Here is a 20,394-nt window from a genome sequence, read left to right on the forward strand (position 1 = left end):
TCCTCGTCGTACTTCTTCGGCATGATGCGAACAACCTTCCCTCGAAAGAAGGTGTGCATCAAACTCGGGGCGATTCATAGGTGTACTTTGAAGCGGCGAGCTTACGTGCGAATTGCAGCGCATCCTGGCTCAGCGGCATCTCCATCGACGGTGCGTGTTCCCACATCAACGTGTGCCACTTGCGGGTCTCCGGATCGCGGAAGTAGGCGCGGGTGACGTCGTCGGGGTCGTAGTGAATAGGCCAGCCCCCCTTGGCTTTTCCCTTATACGGGCTGGCCACATTGCGGTAAGGGCTCAATGACATGCCGTTGTACCGGCGACCACCCAAATCCACCCCGTAGTGCTGCACCTTGCGGAACTCGGCTTTCAGGAACTCGTACGCCAAATCGGGATCACGTGGCGCCTCGATGTAGCCGGCGCGAGCAATGCCGTGTTCAAACATCTGTGCCGGGGACATACGTAGCCCTGGCACATGCGGATCGACGAGACTGTCATGCGGTCGGCGGTGATACTCCACTGCCACCCACTCACGGATGATCGCTTCCAACTCGTCAAGATAGAAGAACGCCTCCGACTCCGGGTCGAGCCCTCGCGAGTGAATATCTGGACCCTTGTATCCGGGGAGGATTTGGAGCAGGTCTTCGCGAATCGTGCGAAAGAATCTCTCCACTGGCCCTTTGTCTCGGCCTGTCCGTAGTCGGGCCGGCTGGATCGAAATCCCGAGCCGCTGACAGACACTCGTCATATGCTCAGACACGTAAATCTTGCCGTGATCGATCACCACGGTCTCGGGCACGATCGCCGGGCCCGCTGCGCCGACGAACGCGCCGTCAACCGCCTGCACGTCAACCAGAACGGACCTCGGCACACCATGTTCGGGCCACACCGCATGCGTCGGCCAGTTCTTGCCGGCTGGCCGTGGCCGATAAGACTGATACAGGACTGCAGCCGCATCCACTGACTTCGTCGACACCGGTGTCAACCGAATCCCGGTGACGCAGCGGGTATACCAGTCCATACCGATCGTCAACTCCGCCTGCACCCACCGCAACGTAATCGGATCCATCGCAAAGACGTCCAGGCGCGTGGTGTCCATCAGCATGTACTCGCCGGGCCTGGTCGGGCGGAGCTTTCCGTACAACCCGTCTGGACGGTCCGCGATGTCGCGGTTGCGTTTCGTACTCAACCGGAAGGTCGGGTACCGCCTTTCTAGCTCGGCAAGAACACGAAATGCTGTTGCACGCGAAGGGACTTCAACGACCCCTTCGCCAAAACGAGCGACAATCCGCGCGTTGGTTCGCTTGATGACCATCGTTTGCGACGGCCGGGATTGGTCTGCGTGCTCGACCATCACCTCAACTGCCGTCTCAGTCCACCGAGAGTCGACGTTCGCACCCGGGCCAGCACCCGCGCGATCGTGCGTCGGCGCAAGTCCCGCCTCACCGCTCTTCTGGAATTGCTGCACCCAACGCTCGATCGAGCGCACCCCAGCACCAAGCTCACGCGCTTTGCTCGCGTAACGTCTCGACAGCGGGACATCGCCTCGGTACTCCGACCGCGGCTCCCCGGGGAGCGCCAATTCCTTACTACCCGAACGGAACCCAGTCAGCACCTCACGGACGTGCGCCGCTCGGTCGATCACCTCGTTACGCTCAGCGCCGCTCAGCTGAGCAAGAACAACCCCGGCCGGCTCGAAGTCGTCATCACCTGACGGCCCGTCCCGTTCGGGGATAACTCGCGTGGCCCCAGACGTGAGGAGTTCGTTGAAGCTCGCACGGATGAGGGCTTGCTTCGACGTACATTTCAACACGACGTCCATGCCCGTCCGGCCAGCGTGGATCTCAACGATCTCCACCAGCTCCCCGTCGTGCACAAGTCGCGTGCCCACACCGATCCGAACCGCAGCTGAACTCATGCCCGTCTCCTCAGTTCCGTTCGTCCGCTAAGCGGCGCGCTCAGATCTATCAGCAGCTCTTGGCGCCAAATGAGGTGCAGCAGGCTCGATTTGACGTATTGGATCGGTTCATCCGGCAGACACTTGAGCGCGTCTGCGAGTGCCAGGCCGTCCAGATCCTTCCCCCGCACTCGTGTCAGGAGCTCCGACCGGAATAGCCAATCGCGCCGGTATCCCGATAGGAAGCGGACATTCTGCAGTTCCGCAGCGATGGGCTCGGTCGCCACCTCGTAACGCCAGCCTTTCGCCTCAACCAGCTCGCGGGTCCACTCGAACGTGAAGGCCACCTCGGGATCGGCCAGACGACGGGCTGGCTTCACGTCCACGACAACAGGGCCGGTATTCGTGACCAATAGAAAGTCTGGGACGTGCTTGCGTAGCTTGCGGTCGACCGACGCTCGTAGCAGAAATGGTTGGGCGACGATGTTCTGCACACTCGTATCAAAGTCGGCAAATAGCAAGCGCGCCAACTCAAGTCGCGATTCGTAGATGACGTGGTTACCGATGGTGCTCGACCAGTAGGTACCCGAGTAGTGCTTCTGTCCGCGGTGCCACCGAAAGGTCCGCCACGGCGCCGCATTGGCAAGTTCGTCGATCCCTGCCGCAGTCCACTCTCGTGCCACTTCACTCAGGTCGTCTGCACGTCGGTATGAGACAGAGACACTCGACGCCTTGTCTCCACTGCGGCCCATGGCGATCACCTCGGCCCTGCAATCGGATCAGACTGCTTTGGTGACCTGATCGTGACATGGCTGTCGGCGCAGACATCGGATTGAACAACCCGCGTGTCTCACCAATTTGGCGGATCCGCCATCACTCCGCCATCATCCGTGAGATCCCGCCACGTTCCGTGAGAACCTACAGCGCGCATCGGGAGCGCGACTGGTCGAATGAAGTCGGTAGTTATCACACGGCGAAAGCACCTGCAGGGCACACGGTTACACCGCAACCTGACATAATTAGATATTATCGGTAGTTGCATATTGCCTGGATAACGGTGTGTCCCACCAGAATTCGCAAAATGCGAGCAAACTGAGTGTTGCTCCTGTGAATTGCGCAGAGAGCTCTTCGCTCTACGCGCTCTTGATGCGCAGATCATGTGGGCGATGAATCCACTCCCGTCCGGGACTGGTTCCGTAAGCCTGGAGCGTGACGAGGAGAGATGTTCAGTCCAGACTCTAAGGGCGCCAGCGCATTTCATTACGCGGGCGAGAGGCGAGCGGCCACACACCCCCTAAATCGTCACAGTACGAAACGTAGCTGGTTTCTTAGATCGCGTGAATTCCGGGCATCCGGCAACCAACCCGGGTACGCGGCGTGTCTGTTCGATCATGCCTATGCCTCGACCGCCATGGGAGGAAGTCAACAGTCCAGCAGTTCTGCTCGATCGTCAGGCCTGAACGGCAGATAGTGGTGCTTGTTGCTGTTGTCGACCAGGTGTAATTCTCGCTCGCCAGCAGTGGTGGTCGTGCCGTCCACGCGAAGCTTGAGCACCGCCGCGACGGCGATACCTTGCACTTTGCCCTCGACCGACTTGCCGTGCCCGTCCCGGAACCGAACGCGGCGGCCCTTGTAGGCAGCGTCCTTGAGGCTGCTCACGAGGACCGTTGCCTGGCCGGACAGGGGCGCCGGTCCCACTAGGTGGCCGCCGCCGGCGGGCGCAACTGGCGACCTCGTTGTCACGGGCGGAGTGCGGAGCGGCGGGTGAATGCCCTTGAAGGGAACGGGGGCCCCGCCGACGTGCTGCGGTGGCTCAGCGTAAGTGTCGTAACCGCTCATATCTTGGCTCCTTCGACGAATCTGCGTCTTGGGCGGGTCACCTCTTGGCCCGCACGTTTCCAAGCGTCCCGCGCCGGTCGGACTGGAAGACCGCGTGACACGTTTACTCGGCGAGAAGTAGGGCCTTCTCTTCGCTGCTGAACGGGAGGTGGTGCTTAGTCCCGGCGCTATCGGCCAGCACCAGCATCCTCGCCCCGGCCGCTGAATATGATCGGCCGTCTGTCCCGAGCCCTAGGGCCGAGGTATGGGCGATACCCACCACTGTGCCGACGACGTCGTGGAAACGTACGCGTCGATTGAGATAGCTCAGGTCGGCTAGCTCGCGGACGAAAACCCAACGGTGCCTATTCAATTGGGCTGGCACCCACTGTTTGTTCGCGCCGGTCAAGCCTTTGGTGGCAGCCACGTCTGTGAGCGAGCCGTAGCTACCGTACTCAGCACTACCTGACTGCCACGGTCCGCTGGCGATACTGCCGAACTCGGAATCGCTTGCCCGGTTCTGCATCGTTATCCCCCTGTGTTTTGGCGTCCTTGGCGCCTGGTAACCGAGCTTGTCTCGGATACTCCCCCACGGTGCCCCACCAGAGCGATCCGCGCCACTCACCTTCGCGCCCAACACGGTGAGTGGCGCGGTGTGCGGTTCATGCTCAAACACGCAGAGCCGGCACCGGTCATTGACCGCGGCAACCGCATTTGCCGTCGGTACGGGTGCAACAGCGGCGATACGATCGTGGAAACCAAGGGGGCAACATGAATGTTCGCGTCGACACGGCCGCGCTCGCTGCGGCCGCCAAGCAGCTGTCAGCGAGCGGCCAGTCGCATGCGCCTGTAGTCGCTCAACCGCCTGGCGTTGATGCGACGTCGGTCGCAGCCGTCGGGCAACTGAATACCGGGTCTGCGGCGATGGCGGCGCTGCTGGATCACGGCAGTGCGTTGCGCACCGTCGGTGGCCTGGCTGTGGCCAATACCGCAGCGTTTCTGGAGGGCCAGGACGACGCCAACGCCACCGCGATCAGTAGCGGACACTCCCCCGACTCCGTTACCGGGCTTGCCTCATTGCCGGCGGTCCCGCAACCGCAGGTGCCCGCCATCCCTGCCCTTCCACCGACGGCGCCAGCAATGCCCGGTGAAGCCCACGCCCGGGCGCTGTACGGCGGACCCGGTACGCAGTCGTTGTATGCGTTCGCCGATCACTGGTCGAGCATGAGTGGGCAGCTACGCGAGCTGTCGGCAACGGTTTCAAGCACAGCGCATGCGATCGACGACAGTTGGGAGGACGGCACGCAGCAGGCCGGCGCTAACACACGCAACCATGCTCAATGGGTGTCAGATATGGCCGACCACGCCAACGCCATGGCGCGCCATGCCCGCGACGTGGCGGCCGAGTTCGAGGCCGCCAAGGCGAACACACCTAGCCCCGAGGAGTTTGCGCGGAGCCGCGAGAATCTGTCAGCTGCGATGCGGCGTTTCGCGGCCAGCCGTGGGGCTAACGCGGTAGAGGTTCAGCAGTGGACGCAAGACCTGGCGACCAAACAAGCACAAGCCACATCGTCAGCAATGGACTATCACGCCGGCGTGACAGCAGCGACCTGGCAGTCAACGAACTCGACGTTCAAAACTGCCCCCGCGATCGCCACCGGCGGCGGCCCAGACGACACGATCGTCGGCCCACACCAGGGTCCGCACGCGCAGCTGGTGGACAACAACAACGGTGTGAAGTTCTCCGACGACCCTGGTAAGGCCCCCCAGATCGGGCCATTTCCCGTCCCGCCGGAGATCGCCAAGGCGGCCGAGAATATGCCCTTGGTGCCGCCGGACAATCCGCTCAACAGGACGCTGCTGCCGACCATGCCGGCGCCCTTCACCATCCCCGACGGCGCTCAAAAGTTCTACGACGAGCTCACCGCGATCATCAATCAACACGGCCCGGCTGACGCGGCGCTCGAGGAGGCACGCCAGGCGCGCCAGATCGCCGAACAGGCGCTGCACCAAGGCTGTAGCACGCTGACCTGGACGGGAAACTCGTTGGCATTTGTCGGAGCCTCCGGGGCGTTTCTGCTGACGCTCCCTGTCGACTGGACCCCGCCGGGTATCGCCGCTGCGCTGGCCACGGGGACCGCCGCGCTCGGCTCTGGTGCGGTCCTAGCCGATTGCTTCGCAAAATGACCGCCCCGAGGTGGAGGGTCGCCGCGGCGGTGAGCGGCTTCACCCTGCTAGCTGCTGTACTCGTCGGGCTCGTTGCCGAATCACCGTCCCTGGCGGCGCTCGCGGCACTGGGTCTGGCCGGCTTGGGGCTCGCGGCTTACCGGCGCAGTTGCCACCGACTGCCGGAGCAATAACCAGTGGGTAAGAACAGGATTCAGTGGCTGGGCTTTCTAGCGCTAGGTTTCGCCGCCGGAGTCGGATTCTGGTTTCTTGTGACCTTTGTCCTCGCTGCCGTGGGATTCTCCTTTTATGCCCTGCATATCGGCTCTTACGTCGCAGCAGTGTTGTGGCTGATTACGGGTCCGTTGATCTACTTCCGCATCAACAAGGCTCACCCGCACACCGCCACCTACCGGGTCGCGCCCCTGCTCATGGGGATGGGTCTGGTGGTCACCTACTTCGCCGTGGCCTGGACAATCTCTCACGGCTAAACGCCACCGGATGAGCTCGCGTGCACGCGCGAGTGCCCGGGGTGGTCGTCCATCGTGCCGACCGTTCACGACGGCTCTCGTTCGATGACGTTACGGCGCAACCAATCTCAACGAGACAGGGCAACTAGGCTGTACTGCCGTACATCTGGTTGACGTCGATAGCTTGTTGAACGACGCACCACATGCCCCACATGTGGGGTTGTATGTAGACGTTTGTCGCGTGAACCAAATTCATGAAACGCACTGGTACACAGACGAATTCACCGGGTTGTGCAGCTTTTAGCGCCGCTTCAACCGCCTTGGCGGATTCGTCGTTATCTTCAGCGAGTGCGTAGATAAGAAAGTCGTTGCCCCTGGATGTCGGGTGCTGCAGCGCCACCGACCAGCACAGCACTGTTCCGCCGGCCACGGCACCGTCCAGTATCCCCATCTGCGGTTTCTCCTTAGCGTGGTTATGGACGGCTTAACGTGCGCGTTTCGGTGCGCAGTGCGTCTGTGACACCGGGCCACGTAGTCGAGTCAAGGTCGGCGATCATTGTTCTGACCGCGTCCGCCCATTGCGTTCCGTGAATGCCTTCTCCTGCGGTGATGGCTGCGGTGAGTGCATCAACGTCGATGTCCTCGTCAATTTCCGATTCAGGGAACACTGTGGCGGGGTCGGCATTCTCCGAACCCGAATGTGTCTCAATGATCCACGTGGGCGAACCCTGGCACAGGTTGCGGCCGAGCAGCTCACGCCTGAGTGCCGCAGCGAGTTTCGCTTTGGCCTCGTCGGACAGTGGTGTGACCGCTGCGATCGTCTGATTGACCCAGTGGGAGCCAACGAATCCGGACGCCCCCCTGTGCGGCGCGCAGTCGGCCCAGATGGTCTCGCCTTCGGCGTCGCGGCCGACCGGGATGCGCAGGTACTCGGGTTGCGCCGTGGGTGTCAGGCTCGCAATGACTTCGTGCAGCAGTGGCGTTGTGCCGCATGCGCGCAGGCCGATCCACCAGTTGGGGTGTTCGAGCCGTAGCCGCCACGTCTGGTAGCGATTGTCGTCGCTCACCAGCGGGATGAGGTCGGCGCGACTGTTAGGACTTTCAACCAGCGCGGAGGCCACGGGGTCGGACATGTCCATGTGCAGGTGATAATGGAACCCGGGGTTGCCGTCGGTGAGTCTGGCGTAGCGGGAGGTGAGCAGATCGGCTCTGCGTTCTGCTTCCGACGGCACGGGTGAGTTGGAAGCAGGTTCCCGCTCACCGCCGTCAGATCGATTGTGCGACATGCGCATTGTCCCCTCTCTGTTGATGTCGCGGGTTACGCCACGATCCCTAGGATGGTGCCGAGCACCAGTGATCCGGGGATCACCCAGGCCAGTGGGCGCGAGATGCCCAAGAGCGCAAGACATATCACCACTAGGACACCGATGACTCCGGCCCCGATAGATTTCGCCAATACCTGGCCCATTGCGGTTTCTCCTTACGAGTCTCGGCTTACGTGGTGATGGCCCGCGCCGGCGTAGTGGGTCCGGCCGTCAGGAGTGGCCGCAGGCGAACGTCGTTAACCCATGCCGGGCCGTAGATCGCGTGGGCGCACCAGAGGGCGATGGCCGGCGCTGTGGGACCGTCCAGGCGCAGCGGGGAGCAGCGATCCCCGAAGGCGAATGTGACGGATCGGGCCATCGGGTCGGGGTAGAACTCGGTGACGTACTGAAACCAGAAGTCGACTAGGGTGCCGTCGGACCCGCTGCACATGATGCGCTCGTCGGTGACGACAACGGTTGCCTGACGCGGGTCGCGCCATTGTGCGACGAGGTCGCGCTCGGCCTGCTTGCGGCGTCGGCGGTTCATAACGCCCTGGGCGGCAAGCATTCCGAACATGAGTCCGGGGCTGCCCATGAGGAAGCTGGAGGTTCGGCGGTAGCTGCCGTCGCCGGCGATGAGTCGGCTGGCCACTGCGGATGTGCACAGTCGAGCGACCTCGCCGTCTTCGAGCACGGGGCCGTACACCTGCGCGGCTGGAGCCGGCTCCCCGCGGTACAGGGCAACGGCGCACGTACGTGCGTAATCCCACCAGGGATCGCCGCCGGGAAAAACCTCGATGCTCATCGTGTCCACCCCCGTGGATGTAGCTGATGTGCTGACCGTACCGCCACGGTATGACAAGCGGGGAAATTGGCGTCACGGGCGGAATCCGCGAAGCGGGGAGAGTGCCCAGCGGCGTAAGGGTCAGGGGGTGAGACCCGTCCGCCCGTGACGGCCACCCCGACGATAACACCGTCGGCGCACAGTTTCGGCGAATTTGGATCGCGACCCCATGAAGCTATAGGTGAACAGCAGACAGTCGCGCCACACTGTTCCAGTCGCAGCAGTCTATCCACGCATGTTCTCGTGATGCGCTGCGTAAAACTGGCGGATATGGTCATCATCCGACAGTGTAACAGGGCTGTTCACGTATTGCATGATTGATGTATTATCGCGCTCAGAAAAATTGGTGCCACCACAACCAGCAAACCGGTTGAAGGGCACTGGACACTCGGGGGCTCTATGGGCGGCGGTGCACGGCACGCGACGGCGCGCCCCTCTTTGGTCGCCTTTCCCTACCCATGGCGCGGCATTGCGCCTCCCAGACCGACGCATCACGACCGCTGTCCGGGTTGCGTCACGCCGTAAACGCTCCAAATCCCCACTACCCCACTGCTATTCGGAAGGCCATCATGGAAATCACCACACGCCCGTATCTGAATGCCGGGCTGGCTATGTCGTCAGCTGTGCTGATCGCGGTCACCCCGCTCACCGCCGCAAACGGCGTCACTCCCCTGATCCACACCCCGCACGTCGCCGCCACGAACGTGCACTTGTCCGCACTCGTCACACAGGCCGACGTCGACGCGCTGGTGGCGAACCTGGACACTGTGCTGCACTCTGTCGACTCGACGCTGGCCTCGGTAGCGTCGGTACCTGGTACTACCGTGCAGGATGCGCTCAATACGGCTGCGGCGCTGAACAATTCGTTCTGGACGGGTTTGATCGGTGCCACAAACAACTCCGCACTGTCGGCTCTGCTGGCGGGGCTGCGCGCATCGTCGAACGGCGGCCTCACCAGCCTCGCGGCCACGGCGGGGTCACTGTCGGGGACGCTGACGTTGACCACCGGGCAAGTGGCAACGCTGCTGACCTCGGTGCTGACCGGTTCGGCCGGGACAGCCGCCCAGGCGGTCGCCGCCGTCGTCAACAACCCGCTGGCACTCTCGAGCTACACGAACCTGGTGAACGTGCCGCTCAACCTTGTGGGCGTGGCGGCGAACGCCGCAATCACGGCGGCCGATCAGCTCGGTGACAACGCACTATCGGCGGCCAACACCCTGGTCCACGGCGTGACCGCGCAGATCAGCAATCTGCTGTCGGTGGTCAACGGGGTGGTGAACTCTGCCCAGGCCATCGCGGACAACAACATCATCGACGGCTTTCTCACTGCCGCTCAAGGCATCGTGATCGCACCCACCTCGGCGGTTGTCGAACTCGTCAACGGGGTGTCCTCGGTGCTCACCACGTTCGGCACCACGGTGCTGGACAAGGTCGCTGCCGGGGCATCGGCCATTGCGACCGATTGGGTGGGCAACGGAACGGTGCCGGGTGCCTTGCAGAACGTCGTCAACGCCATCGGCACCAATCCCCTATCCCCCGTCAGCTACACGGCCGCCGTCGGAGCCCTTGTCAGTGCGGCTGTGGACACCGGCTACCGGGTGATCACCACCGCAGGCTCCCTGGTCGCCGCGCCGGTTTACGCGACCGCCACGGCGACGATCGCGGCCGCCAAGGTCGCGGGGGCGTTCGTCAACGGCGCGGCGTACGTTGCGTCCGGCCTGTTGACGATGCTCGGCACGCCGCGTTTCATCTCCAACCTCCCCCATGACCTTGCCGGCACGGTCATCACGGCCATGAACCTCACCGCGCACGCTGTCGCGGCGGCCATCAACGGTGTGGGCAACCTGGTGAGCGCTGGGGCTTCGGCCGCCAACGCACTGGCCGCCACGACAATCCCCGCGACAACGAAGATAGCCGGCACGGCGGCCACGCCGGTAGCCGCATTGGCCGCAACGTCGGCGGCGAAGGCGAAGGGGATCACGGCGACCGAGAGCCCGTCGAAGACCGCCGCGGCGGCTCCCGGCGCGGCGGGAGAGCCCGGTCACAGCGCGGTGGTGTCCTCGACGAAAACGCAGGAACCGGCGGTCAAGGTGAAGGCTGCCGCACCGGCCTCGCCCACAGGAACAGACGCCACAGCAGCAACGAGCAAGTCCACGGGGCCGTCCGGGGACACAGCATCAGCCGGCGGTAAGTCGGCACCCGGCAGCGACGTCGGTGCTAACCAGACCACGCGGCACGATGCCGACGGCAAGGCGTCGACCGTGGGCCGCGCCCCCGCCGACAGCGGCACAGGCAAGCATCGGGCGCCGGCGAGCGCATCCGCCAGCAGCTCCGCAGCGGCCGTATCGTCGGAGTCGGGTGGGCGGCACCGTCGCAGCGAAAGTCCCTCCCGGTCGACGTCCGGAGGGGGCGTCAACGCGGCGCACGGACATACCTCGGCAGGTGGTACCCGGTGAGCGGCTGCTGGTAGGGCCGGGCCAGGCCCTGGGTGTGGCCGCGCCGCCAGTTGGACGGCGGCTGCCACACCCAGGGACGTTGGCTTAAACGGGGACAGGATTGTCTGGCCGGCAACGCTTTTGGCGACCGGAGAAGAGTTCAAGGGGATGGGACGTGATGGATCAGTGGACGCGGTACTCGCGGTGGGCTTACCGGGGCATGTACCCGCAGCTGGTCGCTGACCTGTTCGACATCAGCGTCGAGAGTCTGTTGCGGGACGTCGCGGCGGGCTCACCGGTCTATCCACGTCCGCGGGAGGTCGGGGTGGGTAATCCGACATGGTCTGAGCTGGCGGTGTTCAGCGCGATCTGGCATCGCTTCCCCTTGCTGGGCGCGCGAATTCCCCGGCTGTTCCCTGATCCTGAGTCAAGCAGTGCCGCAGAATTCATCGGCACACAGGTTCTCGCCCTGGGCGGCAGGCGCAACGTGCACCGCTACGGCGTCCACCTGTGGTTGCCAGGGGACGGCCGGGGCACGGTGGCCGTTGCATATCGGGCCGGCATCGACGACGTCCCCGTCCCCGCTGGCCGGCTATTGCGCCAGCTGCCGGCCGTCAGTGCGGTCATCATCCCCGAAGTGCGGGCGATGACCATTCCCGGAGGTCAATTCGGGGACCACCAGCCGTCGGTTGAGGTCGCCGAGCGCGGGACCTCACCGCTGAGTGGATGGGCATGGTTCGACGTGGTCGCCCTGCTGCGCACGGACATTCCCTGGTTCGCTGATGCAGCTGAACTCGATACCATCGTGTCCTGGCGTCCTGGCGGACCGACGAGGCCTTCCCCAGTTCACCGCGCCGGGTGCTCGACCCTGATCACGACGGTCAGCCACCGACGAAAAGGGGCATGATGAGCAAGAGCCCGCGCCGCCGCGGCATCCCACCGTTCGACGAGCCGGACACCGTGTTCGTGCTGCCGGGCCATCTACCGATCGGGGTCGGTCGCTGTCTGCTTCTGGCTGCGCTGTTCGCTGGTGGGATGTGGAATCTTGCCACCGGTGCCGGCGGCTGGGACACGGTTCCGGCCATCGTCCGCATCCTTGGGACGATCGTGTGTGCTGCGCTGGCGCAAAGCTGCGTGCGCGGTGCGTTCGGCCTTTGGCAGACCCACGGGCGAGATGACCTGGGCCCGGCTGCCGAACGTATCGACTCCCACGACACTTTGTACTGACCGGCGCGATGTGCGCGAAATCTAGGGTGCATCGTGATCGTGGCGCGGTTGCGCTGTGCGGCAGGCGAGTTCGCGAACGCGCCACGCGGATCATCAACCAGTCCGGAGCCCTGATCCGTGTTGTACGCTGGGAGATGGCATTCGCGGGTGCCACGAATCTCGACATCCGGCTGCACCGCCCACATCGGTCAGTCACCTGCACGATCGAGACAAGACCTCTGGTTTCCGCACCACCCAACGAAGATCGTTCTGCGCAGATGTGGGCTGGCAGAACACTCTCTTTGAAGGGATCGCCCTGTAATGCGTAATGACGAATCGTCCTATCAGGCCGCCCGGCAGTATCAGGCCGACCATCCAGGGGTCTCGTACACCCGGGCCAAGCGGATCGTCACGGCCGCCACGCCCTCTACTCGCGCGCCTTTGGCCACCTCTTTCCCCGGCGATGACGGTCAGCCCGTCGCGGTGAACTTGGAGTGGGCGTCCGGTCCGCACGCCCTGCTGATCGGCGCCGACGCGCCGGCGTTATTGCCAGCGCTTGCGGACAAGTTGTCGGCTGAGCAAGACGAGCGTGACCTCGAAATCATCTACAGCACAGCACAATTGCCGACCTACCGCATACGTGCTGAGCACACGCATATCCCCCATCTGCAGCTCGTCGAGCATGTGGACAGCCTGGCGTGCACGCGCCAGAGCATGCTGAGGGAATTCGATGTCCCTGACATCGAAAAGGCCCGCGCCCACGGGCACCGCATCCCGACCGTGGTCGTTTTCATCGACCGGCCCGACCTGGAGTTGACAGAAGCCATCCTCGGCTGGTCTCGGATAGGGCGATCGCTGGGCATCGACTTCGTGGTGGCCGGCGAGTCGGCGCCGGCCCCAGAGGGTTCCGGAGCCGAGGCTGACGGCGATCGGTACTGCGGCAATCTCGATCGGGCGGTACCGGAGATGGACTATCTGCGCAAGAGCGGCATGTTTCGGGTGATCGTGTCCGTCGTCAGCGCCGGCCGCGCCGCACTGGTGATCGATGACACCCGTCCCAGGGCCGACACAGTCAAGCGGATCGCGGAGTTCCGGTACGGATCGGCGGCCGGACCGCGGCCCGTTGCACGCCCATGAGCACCGGAGAGCGCACCGTCACCGGGGCAAAAGTGGGTGCCGAGCCCTCCTACGCCGACATCATCGTCGCGGAAAGGACTGGGCACGAACGCGATTGCACTCTGATCGCCCGGTCGGGCGGCGTCGCGATCTGGCACACCGACAACTCAGCGGCCCGCGACGTGCCGCTGTGGTTGCCGCCCTTTGGGTGGGAGGCGCCGCTCGGGCTGTATCGCGGCTTCGGTGCCGACGCGTTGGGTGACGTCCTCGAACATGGCCTCGACGTTCCTGCAGGGTCCGCGTTCTTCGCGACTGGGCATGCCGACAAAGCTTGGGAGTACCCGCCCGCGAGGAGCATCGCTGCGATGCTCGTGCTCGACAGCACCCAGGCCAAACCCAGTTACGTGTGCAAGCCTTCCGGCAGTGACGACGCGTGGCGACCAGATAAATCGTTATATCCCAACGAATACGTCGATGGCGGACGGCGAGTCCACACGCGATTCGACGCTGACCGCGGTACCCGGTGCTTCCAGGATGAGCAGATGTACGGCCACTGGATTCCCGGCGACGCCCGCGACGCGCTGATCGCCATCGTGCTCGGGGGTCCTCGGGCGGCCATCCACGCACGGCTGCGGGGGCTGCAAGGTCGCAGCAAGTACCGCGTGGAGGTGCTGCCCGAGTAGCGGCGGCCGTCAGCTACCCCTCGCTGCGTGCTCATTCGCGTTGCAGCCGGGATAGCGGCACCTCAACTCGAGCACAGGTCGCCCCACAGCGCAACAGGCCTGGCAGGCAGCGCCAGTTCCGCCAGCGGACCGGGCGGTCACCGACCGAGGCCGGTGTCCTCCTGGGGGTTGCGGTCATGGTCGCTGGTTCGTCCTGGGTGGTGATGGCCGGCACTGTTGTGACGGTCGATCAGGCGCTGGAGCACGGTTTTGGCCCCGTCGGATAGGCCTGTGTCGCCGAGGTCGAGTCGTTCGAGTGTGTTGTCTGACAACGGGACTGGCCGCAGCGTTTGCGCCACGGTGTGCAGGTCGGTGCCGTCGGCGGCGATGTCTCGCAGGCGCTCTGCGGTTGTTTCCGGTGTTGAGCGGAATTCCACGATCACTTCCAGCGATTCCTCGTCGGGCGCGGTGACGGTGACTTCGTCCACGGGGATGCCGGCATCCTCGCAGTCGTTGAAGAATTCTTCGGCGTCGATTTCGCTCTCGGCGCGGAAGGAGAACACGCTGTGCTCGGGGCCGCGTTCGTGGCGAGCGCTGCCGTCGTCGGTCTGCAAGGCTGCTTGTTCCCTCTCGCGCTCGCGTTCGCGTTGCTTGTTGACGTATTCGGTGGCGCGGTGCTGCTCCATGAGCAGTGTGGCGGCGCGGTAACTCGCGGCGTCGGGAAGGCCCGATTCGGCGATCAGCGCTGGTGTTGGATTGAGTTCGAGGGTCCAGCCGGGTTGACGGCCGGCTTCGAGCATCCGTTCTTCTGCGGCACGGGCTTTGGCTTGGGCGGCTTCGCTTTGGGCTTCCATGCGCAGTTGGGCGCTCAGGGTGCTCAGTTCGAGGCGTTTGGCTTCAAGTTCGTCGGCGTGCTCGAACTCGCCCAGGCTGGTGTTGTCGAAGTCGTCCAGCTCGCCTTGCAGTCTGGCCGCGCGTGTTTCTAGGCGGGTGCGGTGGTTGGGAATGTCCTTGTAGGCGTTCTCCATCCGCTGTAGGAGCCCTCGGGCTTTGGCGGCGTGGGTGTCGCCGCCAATGGTGGGTGCGGTGGCCAGAACCTCGGCGTCCTCGATGGTGACGGTGGTCGATGGCACGTCGAGCTTGAGCCACAGTTCGCCGCGGACGTAGCTGCGGCTGGCGGTGATGGTGATGCCGTTGATGGTGGCGTCCAGGGGTCGGGTTTGCAGGCTGCTGGCGTTTTTCAGTTTCAGGAAGGCATCGCGGCAGGCGGCGGCGAACGGTTCGGCGGCGTCTTTGCGTTCGGCGAATGCCTGGCCGGCTACGGTGACGTGCACGGGTTTGTCAGCGCGTGCGGTGACGTCGGCGAAGATCGGCTCCATGTTGGCGAGTTCTTGTTTGGTGGCGGCGAGTTCGCGTTCGGTGTCGCGGCGCTGTCGGTCTCGGCGGGCGCCGGCGTCCAGGTGGGCGTTTTCCAGGGCGGTGAGTCGCTTGACGTCGTCGTCGAGCTGGACCTGCTTGACGTACCGGGGATCGCCGGTGGCGATGGCTTTGGTCTCGGCCGCCGCGCCTGAGATATCCCCTCCCCCAAGGTCTTCGATTTCGTCGACGTCGACGTTTTCGCGTTTGACCTGTTCGATGAATTTGGCTTTGGCTTCCACTTTCTGCCACATGACGGTGTCGAACGCACCCTCGGTGACGTAGGTGAGGATTTCGACTTCGTCGTTCTGGTTGCCTTGGCGGATGATGCGTCCTTCGCGCTGCTCTAGATCTGCTGGCCGCCAGGGGACGTCGATGTGGTGTAGTGCGGTGGCGCGTGTTTGGACGTTGGTGCCGGTGCCCATCTTCTCGGTTGAGCCGATCAGCACGGAGATTTCGCCGCTGCGGCAGCGGTGCTGCAAGGTGAGCTTGTCGGCCGGTTTGACGGCTTCGTGGATGAACGCGATCTTGTCGGCGGGCATGCCGCGAGCGACGAGCTCGTCGCGGATAGCGCCGTACATGGTGAACTGCCGCTTGTCTTTTGATGGCGTTCCACGGTCGCAGAACACGATCTGCAGGCCGCCGCGAATGGGTGAAATCTCCCCGGTGTCGGCGTCGCGGTAGACGCGGTCGGCGGTGGCATGGTGGATGCGCATGATCTCGTCGGCCGCGCGGCCTGCTCGGGACTCTTGCGGTGCCGGCAGGTTCGCCATCCGGGGGTCCAGGCTGACGTTGCGGCCGTCGTTGGCGCACTTGAGGGTGTTGTCTTTGTCGGGCCGGCGCGGGTCCAGGTGATCAAGGCGCCAGCCGAGGTCGGTGATGAAGTCTTTGACGACCTGGTCGGGGGTCAGGCTGATGACGCTGCGGTGACCATCGGCCAGTGTCGGCAATTGCATGGGCACTTCGTCGCGGGTGACGACGTCGGTGAAGATCGACGACAATGCGAGCAGCTCGGGCAGGTTGCAGAATTTCCCTACCCGGGTGACCGGGCGCAGTGATGTTCCGGTGGCGTTGAATTCGACGGTGCTGACGGTGGTGGTGAAGTTCGCGCCCCAGTCGTTGATGTCGGCGACGCCGGCGGCCGCCAGGAGGTCGGGCCGCAGATAGTTCTGCATCACCCAGAGTTCGCCGAGGCTGTTGGCCACCGGGGTGCCGGTCGCGAAGGTGGCGACACGTTCAACGATCTGATCCTCGCGCAGTCCGGCGGCGCGGCCTTCCTGGCGGCGCCGTTCGCGGAGCACGTTGAGTTTCATGGCGAGGTCTTCGGCGCGCTGGGCACCGCTGGCGCATGAGAGTTCTTCGATATTGCTCAGGCGCCCTTTGTTTTTGAACATGTGGGCCTCGTCTATTACGAGGTAGTCGCACCCGCTCTGCTCAAACCGCAGACCCTTGTCTTTGCGCTCCTGCTTGGTCAGGTCTTTGAGTCGAGCGTCCAGGCGCTTCTTCTGCGCCTCGATGCGTTTCTTGCTGACCGAGGTCGCAGCGCGATCCTTGTTGTTGTCCAGTTCGTCGAGCTGGCGCTGAATATGGTCGCGGAGGGTGTCGTCGTTGACGCCGATTTTGCTGAAAAGACTTTGGGGCACGATGACCATGTCCCAGTCGGCGGCCGCGGATTGGGAGACGAAGCGGCGACGGTCCTCGGGGTCGGTTCCGGCGGCTCCGAGCAGGATGCGTGCCGCCGGGTACCACTGGGCGGCTTCGCGGCCGACCTGCTCGATGATGTGGTTGGGCACCACGAACCAGGGCTGCGACACCAGGCCGAGGCGCTTGAGTTCCATCATGCCCATCAGGGCAGACCCCGTCTTGCCCGCACCCACGACGTGATCCAAAAGCACTGTCGGTTCGGCGATTATCCTCGCCACCGCGTCGCGTTGATAAGGGTGCGGGGAGAATTTCTCGGACAGTCCCGGCAGCGTCAGGTGCTCGCCGCGGTGCTTGGGGGCGACCAGGCTGTTGAATCGGCGGTTGAACTCGGCGACCAAGATGTCGCGGCGGGTGTCGTCGGCGAAAATCCATTTCTGGAATGCCTGGGTGATCTTGGTGGCTTTGGCCTGGGCTGCCGATGTGGCCTCGAAATCCATGGCTGGTCCGCCCGTTTCGGCGACGACCTCGGCGGGACGGTTGACCACAATGGGTTTGGAGTTGCACAGGGCGTCGAGCAGTTCGATAGCGTCTTTGGAATCGGTGCCCCAGGTTTCGGTCATGGCGACCGTGCCGCGCTCACGCTGCGCGCATTCGATCGACCAGGACCCGGCGACGTGGTCGGCGGTGACCCGCTCGGCACCGAACGTCTCCTTGGCGAACTGGGCGATGTATTTCGCGTCGATCCACGGGGCACCGGGCCGCGTCTTGATCTGGGAGGCTTCCTTGTCGCGGGGCATCACCTCGCGCAGCGCTGTCACATACTCGTCGTAGACGGGGTTGCGCTTCGCGGCATCGGTTGCTGCGGCGAGTTTTTCGCGAACATTGCCTGACAGCGCCATTACTGCCGGCACCAGCTCCTCAGGGTCGTACAGCGACGGGTAGGCCATGCCGCGCAGCTGCTCGCGGGCGGTGTCGGTGTCGATGCCCAGGAGCGTGGCGATGTAGTCGATGTCGATGCGGTGCCGCTGGTCCATGCTGATGGCCAGGGCGTCACTGATGGTGGCGGCGGCCTCGGGCACGGTGCGGGCCGTGAGGACATCGACCGAGAAGATCGGGGCCTTGGTGGCGACGCCGGTGAGCTCGTTGAAGATCTCCAAGCTGGCCACATGTGCCCATCCGGGATCGTCTTTCATCCCGCCTTCGAGGTGAGGCCGGCGCTTGAACGCGCTGGCCGGTTCCCACGCCTCTTCCGACCACTGTTCGCGCAGATGCTCGGGGACCGGGCCGCGATATGGAACACCTTCCTCGCCTTGGTTTTTGCGCCATCGCTCTTCGGCCTTGGCGACCTTTCGGTCGTGCGATTCCTGCGTGGGCGGGGCGGGGTAAATCCACTTGAACCGATTGACGGGGCCGTGTTCGGCGACGTAGGCGTCGTAGAGGCGGTTGAGGTGCGCGCGCAGCTGCTCGCGCACCTCAAGCGGCTGATCATCGCGCTGGGAGGCAATCACCGACTGGGCTGCGTCGCGCAGCTCGATGAGCGAACGAGTCTCGCGCAGGCGCTTTTTCGGCAGACGCTGCTCAACCCAGGCGTATTCGTTCCACCGTTGGATGCTGTCGGTGGCTTCGTTGTAGCGCAGCGTGTCCGGGATGGGGCGTTCGGCACGGTCGGCGGCGGTGAGCAACCCGGGATCGAACACGGTGGCGTCGACATCGATGAGCGATCCGGGGGTGGCCGTCAGGCCACGGCCGCGGTCCTGGGCGTTCTCGACGATCGCACCCAGCCGGTTACGGACCTGGCCGGCCAACTCGTCGGCGCTGTGGTCCCCCACCACTTTGAGGGTCGCCGATCCGTGGATGCCCTGGCCCAGGGCCAGCCGCCCCAGGACGTTTTCTGGGTGGTTGCGGAAGTACTCGTTGATGTTGAGCGCGCCCTCGACGTGCTCGGGCTTGAACACGCTGTCGTCGACGAGCTGCTCGACGTCCTCGAGGACGAGGGTTTCCGTGTCGATCCACCGGGTCATGTCCTCGTCGGCGGCGGCGTCAATGTCTTTGCGGCGCAACACCAGAATGTCGGTGACGACTTCGGTCCCGGCGACACGCTTGAACGCGGTCGACGGCAGCCGCACCGCGCCGACCAGCTCAGCCTGGGCGGCCATCGCGCGCCGAGCCCGGGTGTCCATGCTGTCCATGGTGTAGCGGGAGGTGAGCACGGTGACGTACCCACCGGGCGCGGTCAGGGCAATGGCCTTGTTGATGAAATGGTTGTGGATCGAGAATCGGCCCGGATTGTGGGCCGGGTCCACCAGGGCGAAGTTGCCGAAGGGGACGTTGCCGACGACGGCGCTAAACGACGCGGTCGGTACGCGGGTGGTTTCGAAGCCTTCGGCGCGGATTTGGGCGTTGGGGTACAGGGCGGCGGCGATGGCGGCGGTCATGGGGTCGTTCTCGACGCCGACCATCACCGCGTCCGGGGGTGCCAGGCCGATGAAATTGCCTGAGCCGCAGCCCGGTTCGAGGACGCGTCCGCCGCTGAATCCGGCGTCCCGCACGGCATCCCACATGGCCTGGGCGATGGCCGGGTCGGTGTAGTGGGCGTTGAGGATGCTCGCTTCGGCGGCGCGGTAGCCGTCTGGGCCGAGGATGTCGCGCAGGTGCTCGCGCTCGCGTGCATAGTTGTCGCTGCGCCGATCGAACAGGTCCGCGCAGGCGCCCCACCCGGACCAGCTGGCCAGCACCTCTTGCTCAACGGCGGTGGCGGGCCGGTCCTCGCGTCGGAGGCGTTCGATGACGTCGATAGCGGCGAGGTTGGCCTGGATGCGGGCTTTGGTGCCCGAGGGGACGCGGACGTTGGTGCCGGGCCGGAACGCGATGGGTTCGGCGGCGACCGGGGCCTCGGCCGCGGGGGTTTCTGCGGCGTCGGCGGCGGTTTCGGTTCGGGCGGGGGCAGTTTCGACGTTTGCGGGTGGCGCCGCTGCGGCAGGAGTGGTGGCCGTGGTTGGCGAGGGTGTGGGCTTGGGGGCCGTGTCAGTGGGGTGTTGGGGCCGGGGTTCCGGTGGGGTGCGGCGCTCTGATGGGCCGGTGAAGAGCTGGCCGACAACCGGTTCGGGTCCGGTGGCGGCTTCGATGTAGGCGCGTCCGGTGGCGCTGTGGAACTCCGCTGTGGTCTCGTCGCGCGTGTACTCGTCGTAGCCGCCAAGGTCGCGCACGGTGGTGACGGCGGCGGCGATGTCGCCGGCCAGGTCGGTGGCCGTGATGGTGCCGGTGGCCAGGTCGGTGTAGACGATCCGGTAGCCCCGGCCGGCCGGGGCCGGCGCCGGGATTGGCCGAATGGGAAGGTCTGTCGGCGCCGCGGCGGCTGGGGTGGGGATGCGCGGCGGCGGGAGCGGGGTGCCGCCGGGGTCGATGCTGCGCGGGTCGGT

Annotated in this window: 14 protein-coding genes; 7 read left to right on the plus strand and 7 right to left on the minus strand. The window is 64.7% G+C overall.

What is annotated here, in order from left to right:
• Positions 1–58: 58 nt before the first annotated feature.
• From ACJH6H_RS16150 to ACJH6H_RS16160, 3 genes are all read right to left on the minus strand, one after another.
• The gene (locus ACJH6H_RS16150) at positions 59–1,915 is read right to left on the minus strand and encodes a transposase (RefSeq protein ID WP_406775281.1); all 1,857 of its coding nucleotides are present in this window, start codon (positions 1,913–1,915) and stop codon (positions 59–61) included.
• Positions 1,912–2,646 carry a TnsA-like heteromeric transposase endonuclease subunit gene (locus tag ACJH6H_RS16155; protein ID WP_406775282.1) on the minus strand — a complete coding sequence of 245 codons (735 nt, stop codon included), beginning with the start codon at positions 2,644–2,646 and terminating at the stop codon, positions 1,912–1,914. The genes ACJH6H_RS16150 and ACJH6H_RS16155 overlap by 4 nt, the downstream gene beginning before the upstream one ends.
• 670 nt (positions 2,647–3,316) lie before the next feature.
• A complete protein-coding gene (locus ACJH6H_RS16160; RefSeq protein WP_406775283.1) occupies positions 3,317–3,733 on the minus strand; it encodes a hypothetical protein in 417 nt (138 codons plus the stop codon).
• Positions 3,734–4,483: 750 nt separating this feature from the next.
• On the opposite strand from ACJH6H_RS16160, the gene ACJH6H_RS16165 reads away from it, so the two are divergent.
• Together ACJH6H_RS16165 and ACJH6H_RS16170 are read left to right on the plus strand one after the other, a co-directional pair.
• Entirely contained in the window at positions 4,484–5,899 is a 1,416-nt protein-coding gene (locus ACJH6H_RS16165; protein ID WP_406775284.1) for a PPE domain-containing protein, read from the plus strand.
• 176 nt (positions 5,900–6,075) lie between these two features.
• Positions 6,076–6,369, plus strand: coding sequence for a hypothetical protein (locus ACJH6H_RS16170; protein ID WP_406775285.1), 294 nt, complete (start codon positions 6,076–6,078; stop codon positions 6,367–6,369).
• Positions 6,370–6,493: 124 nt separating this feature from the next.
• Here ACJH6H_RS16170 and ACJH6H_RS16175 read toward each other — a convergent pair whose 3' ends face one another.
• The 3 genes from ACJH6H_RS16175 to ACJH6H_RS16185 form a co-directional block, all read right to left on the minus strand.
• On the minus strand, positions 6,494–6,799 hold the full coding sequence (locus ACJH6H_RS16175; RefSeq protein ID WP_406775286.1) for a hypothetical protein: 306 nt from the start codon (positions 6,797–6,799) through the stop codon (positions 6,494–6,496).
• A 22-nt stretch (positions 6,800–6,821) separates the two neighbouring features.
• Complete coding sequence (locus tag ACJH6H_RS16180; RefSeq protein ID WP_406775287.1) at positions 6,822–7,640, minus strand: hypothetical protein; 819 nt, start codon at positions 7,638–7,640, stop codon at positions 6,822–6,824.
• A gap of 202 nt (positions 7,641–7,842) precedes the next feature.
• Positions 7,843–8,457: a hypothetical protein gene (locus tag ACJH6H_RS16185; RefSeq protein ID WP_406775288.1), complete on the minus strand. Its 615-nt coding sequence runs from the start codon at positions 8,455–8,457 to the stop codon at positions 7,843–7,845.
• A gap of 608 nt (positions 8,458–9,065) precedes the next feature.
• Between ACJH6H_RS16185 and ACJH6H_RS16190 the strand changes: the two genes are divergently transcribed.
• The 5 genes from ACJH6H_RS16190 to ACJH6H_RS16210 all read left to right on the plus strand — a co-directional run bounded on the left by ACJH6H_RS16190 (position 9,066) and on the right by ACJH6H_RS16210 (position 13,936).
• On the plus strand, positions 9,066–10,952 hold the full coding sequence (locus ACJH6H_RS16190; RefSeq protein ID WP_406775289.1) for a hypothetical protein: 1,887 nt from the start codon (positions 9,066–9,068) through the stop codon (positions 10,950–10,952).
• A 157-nt stretch (positions 10,953–11,109) separates the two neighbouring features.
• A complete protein-coding gene (locus ACJH6H_RS16195; protein WP_406775290.1) occupies positions 11,110–11,838 on the plus strand; it encodes a hypothetical protein in 729 nt (242 codons plus the stop codon).
• A complete protein-coding gene (locus tag ACJH6H_RS16200; protein ID WP_406775291.1) occupies positions 11,838–12,158 on the plus strand; it encodes a hypothetical protein in 321 nt (106 codons plus the stop codon). The genes ACJH6H_RS16195 and ACJH6H_RS16200 overlap by 1 nt, the downstream gene beginning before the upstream one ends.
• Positions 12,159–12,458: 300 nt before the next feature.
• On the plus strand, positions 12,459–13,274 hold the full coding sequence (locus tag ACJH6H_RS16205) for a hypothetical protein (RefSeq protein WP_406775292.1): 816 nt from the start codon (positions 12,459–12,461) through the stop codon (positions 13,272–13,274).
• On the plus strand, positions 13,271–13,936 hold the full coding sequence (locus ACJH6H_RS16210; protein WP_406775293.1) for a hypothetical protein: 666 nt from the start codon (positions 13,271–13,273) through the stop codon (positions 13,934–13,936). The genes ACJH6H_RS16205 and ACJH6H_RS16210 overlap by 4 nt, the downstream gene beginning before the upstream one ends.
• Positions 13,937–14,073: 137 nt before the next feature.
• Here ACJH6H_RS16210 and ACJH6H_RS16215 read toward each other — a convergent pair whose 3' ends face one another.
• Positions 14,074–20,181 carry a helicase-related protein gene (locus ACJH6H_RS16215; RefSeq protein ID WP_406775385.1) on the minus strand — a complete coding sequence of 2,036 codons (6,108 nt, stop codon included), beginning with the start codon at positions 20,179–20,181 and terminating at the stop codon, positions 14,074–14,076.
• Positions 20,182–20,394 lie beyond the last annotated feature (213 nt).

It is taken from the genome of Mycobacterium sp. SMC-21 (assembly GCF_045310825.1).
Lineage (GTDB): Bacteria > Actinomycetota > Actinomycetes > Mycobacteriales > Mycobacteriaceae > Mycobacterium.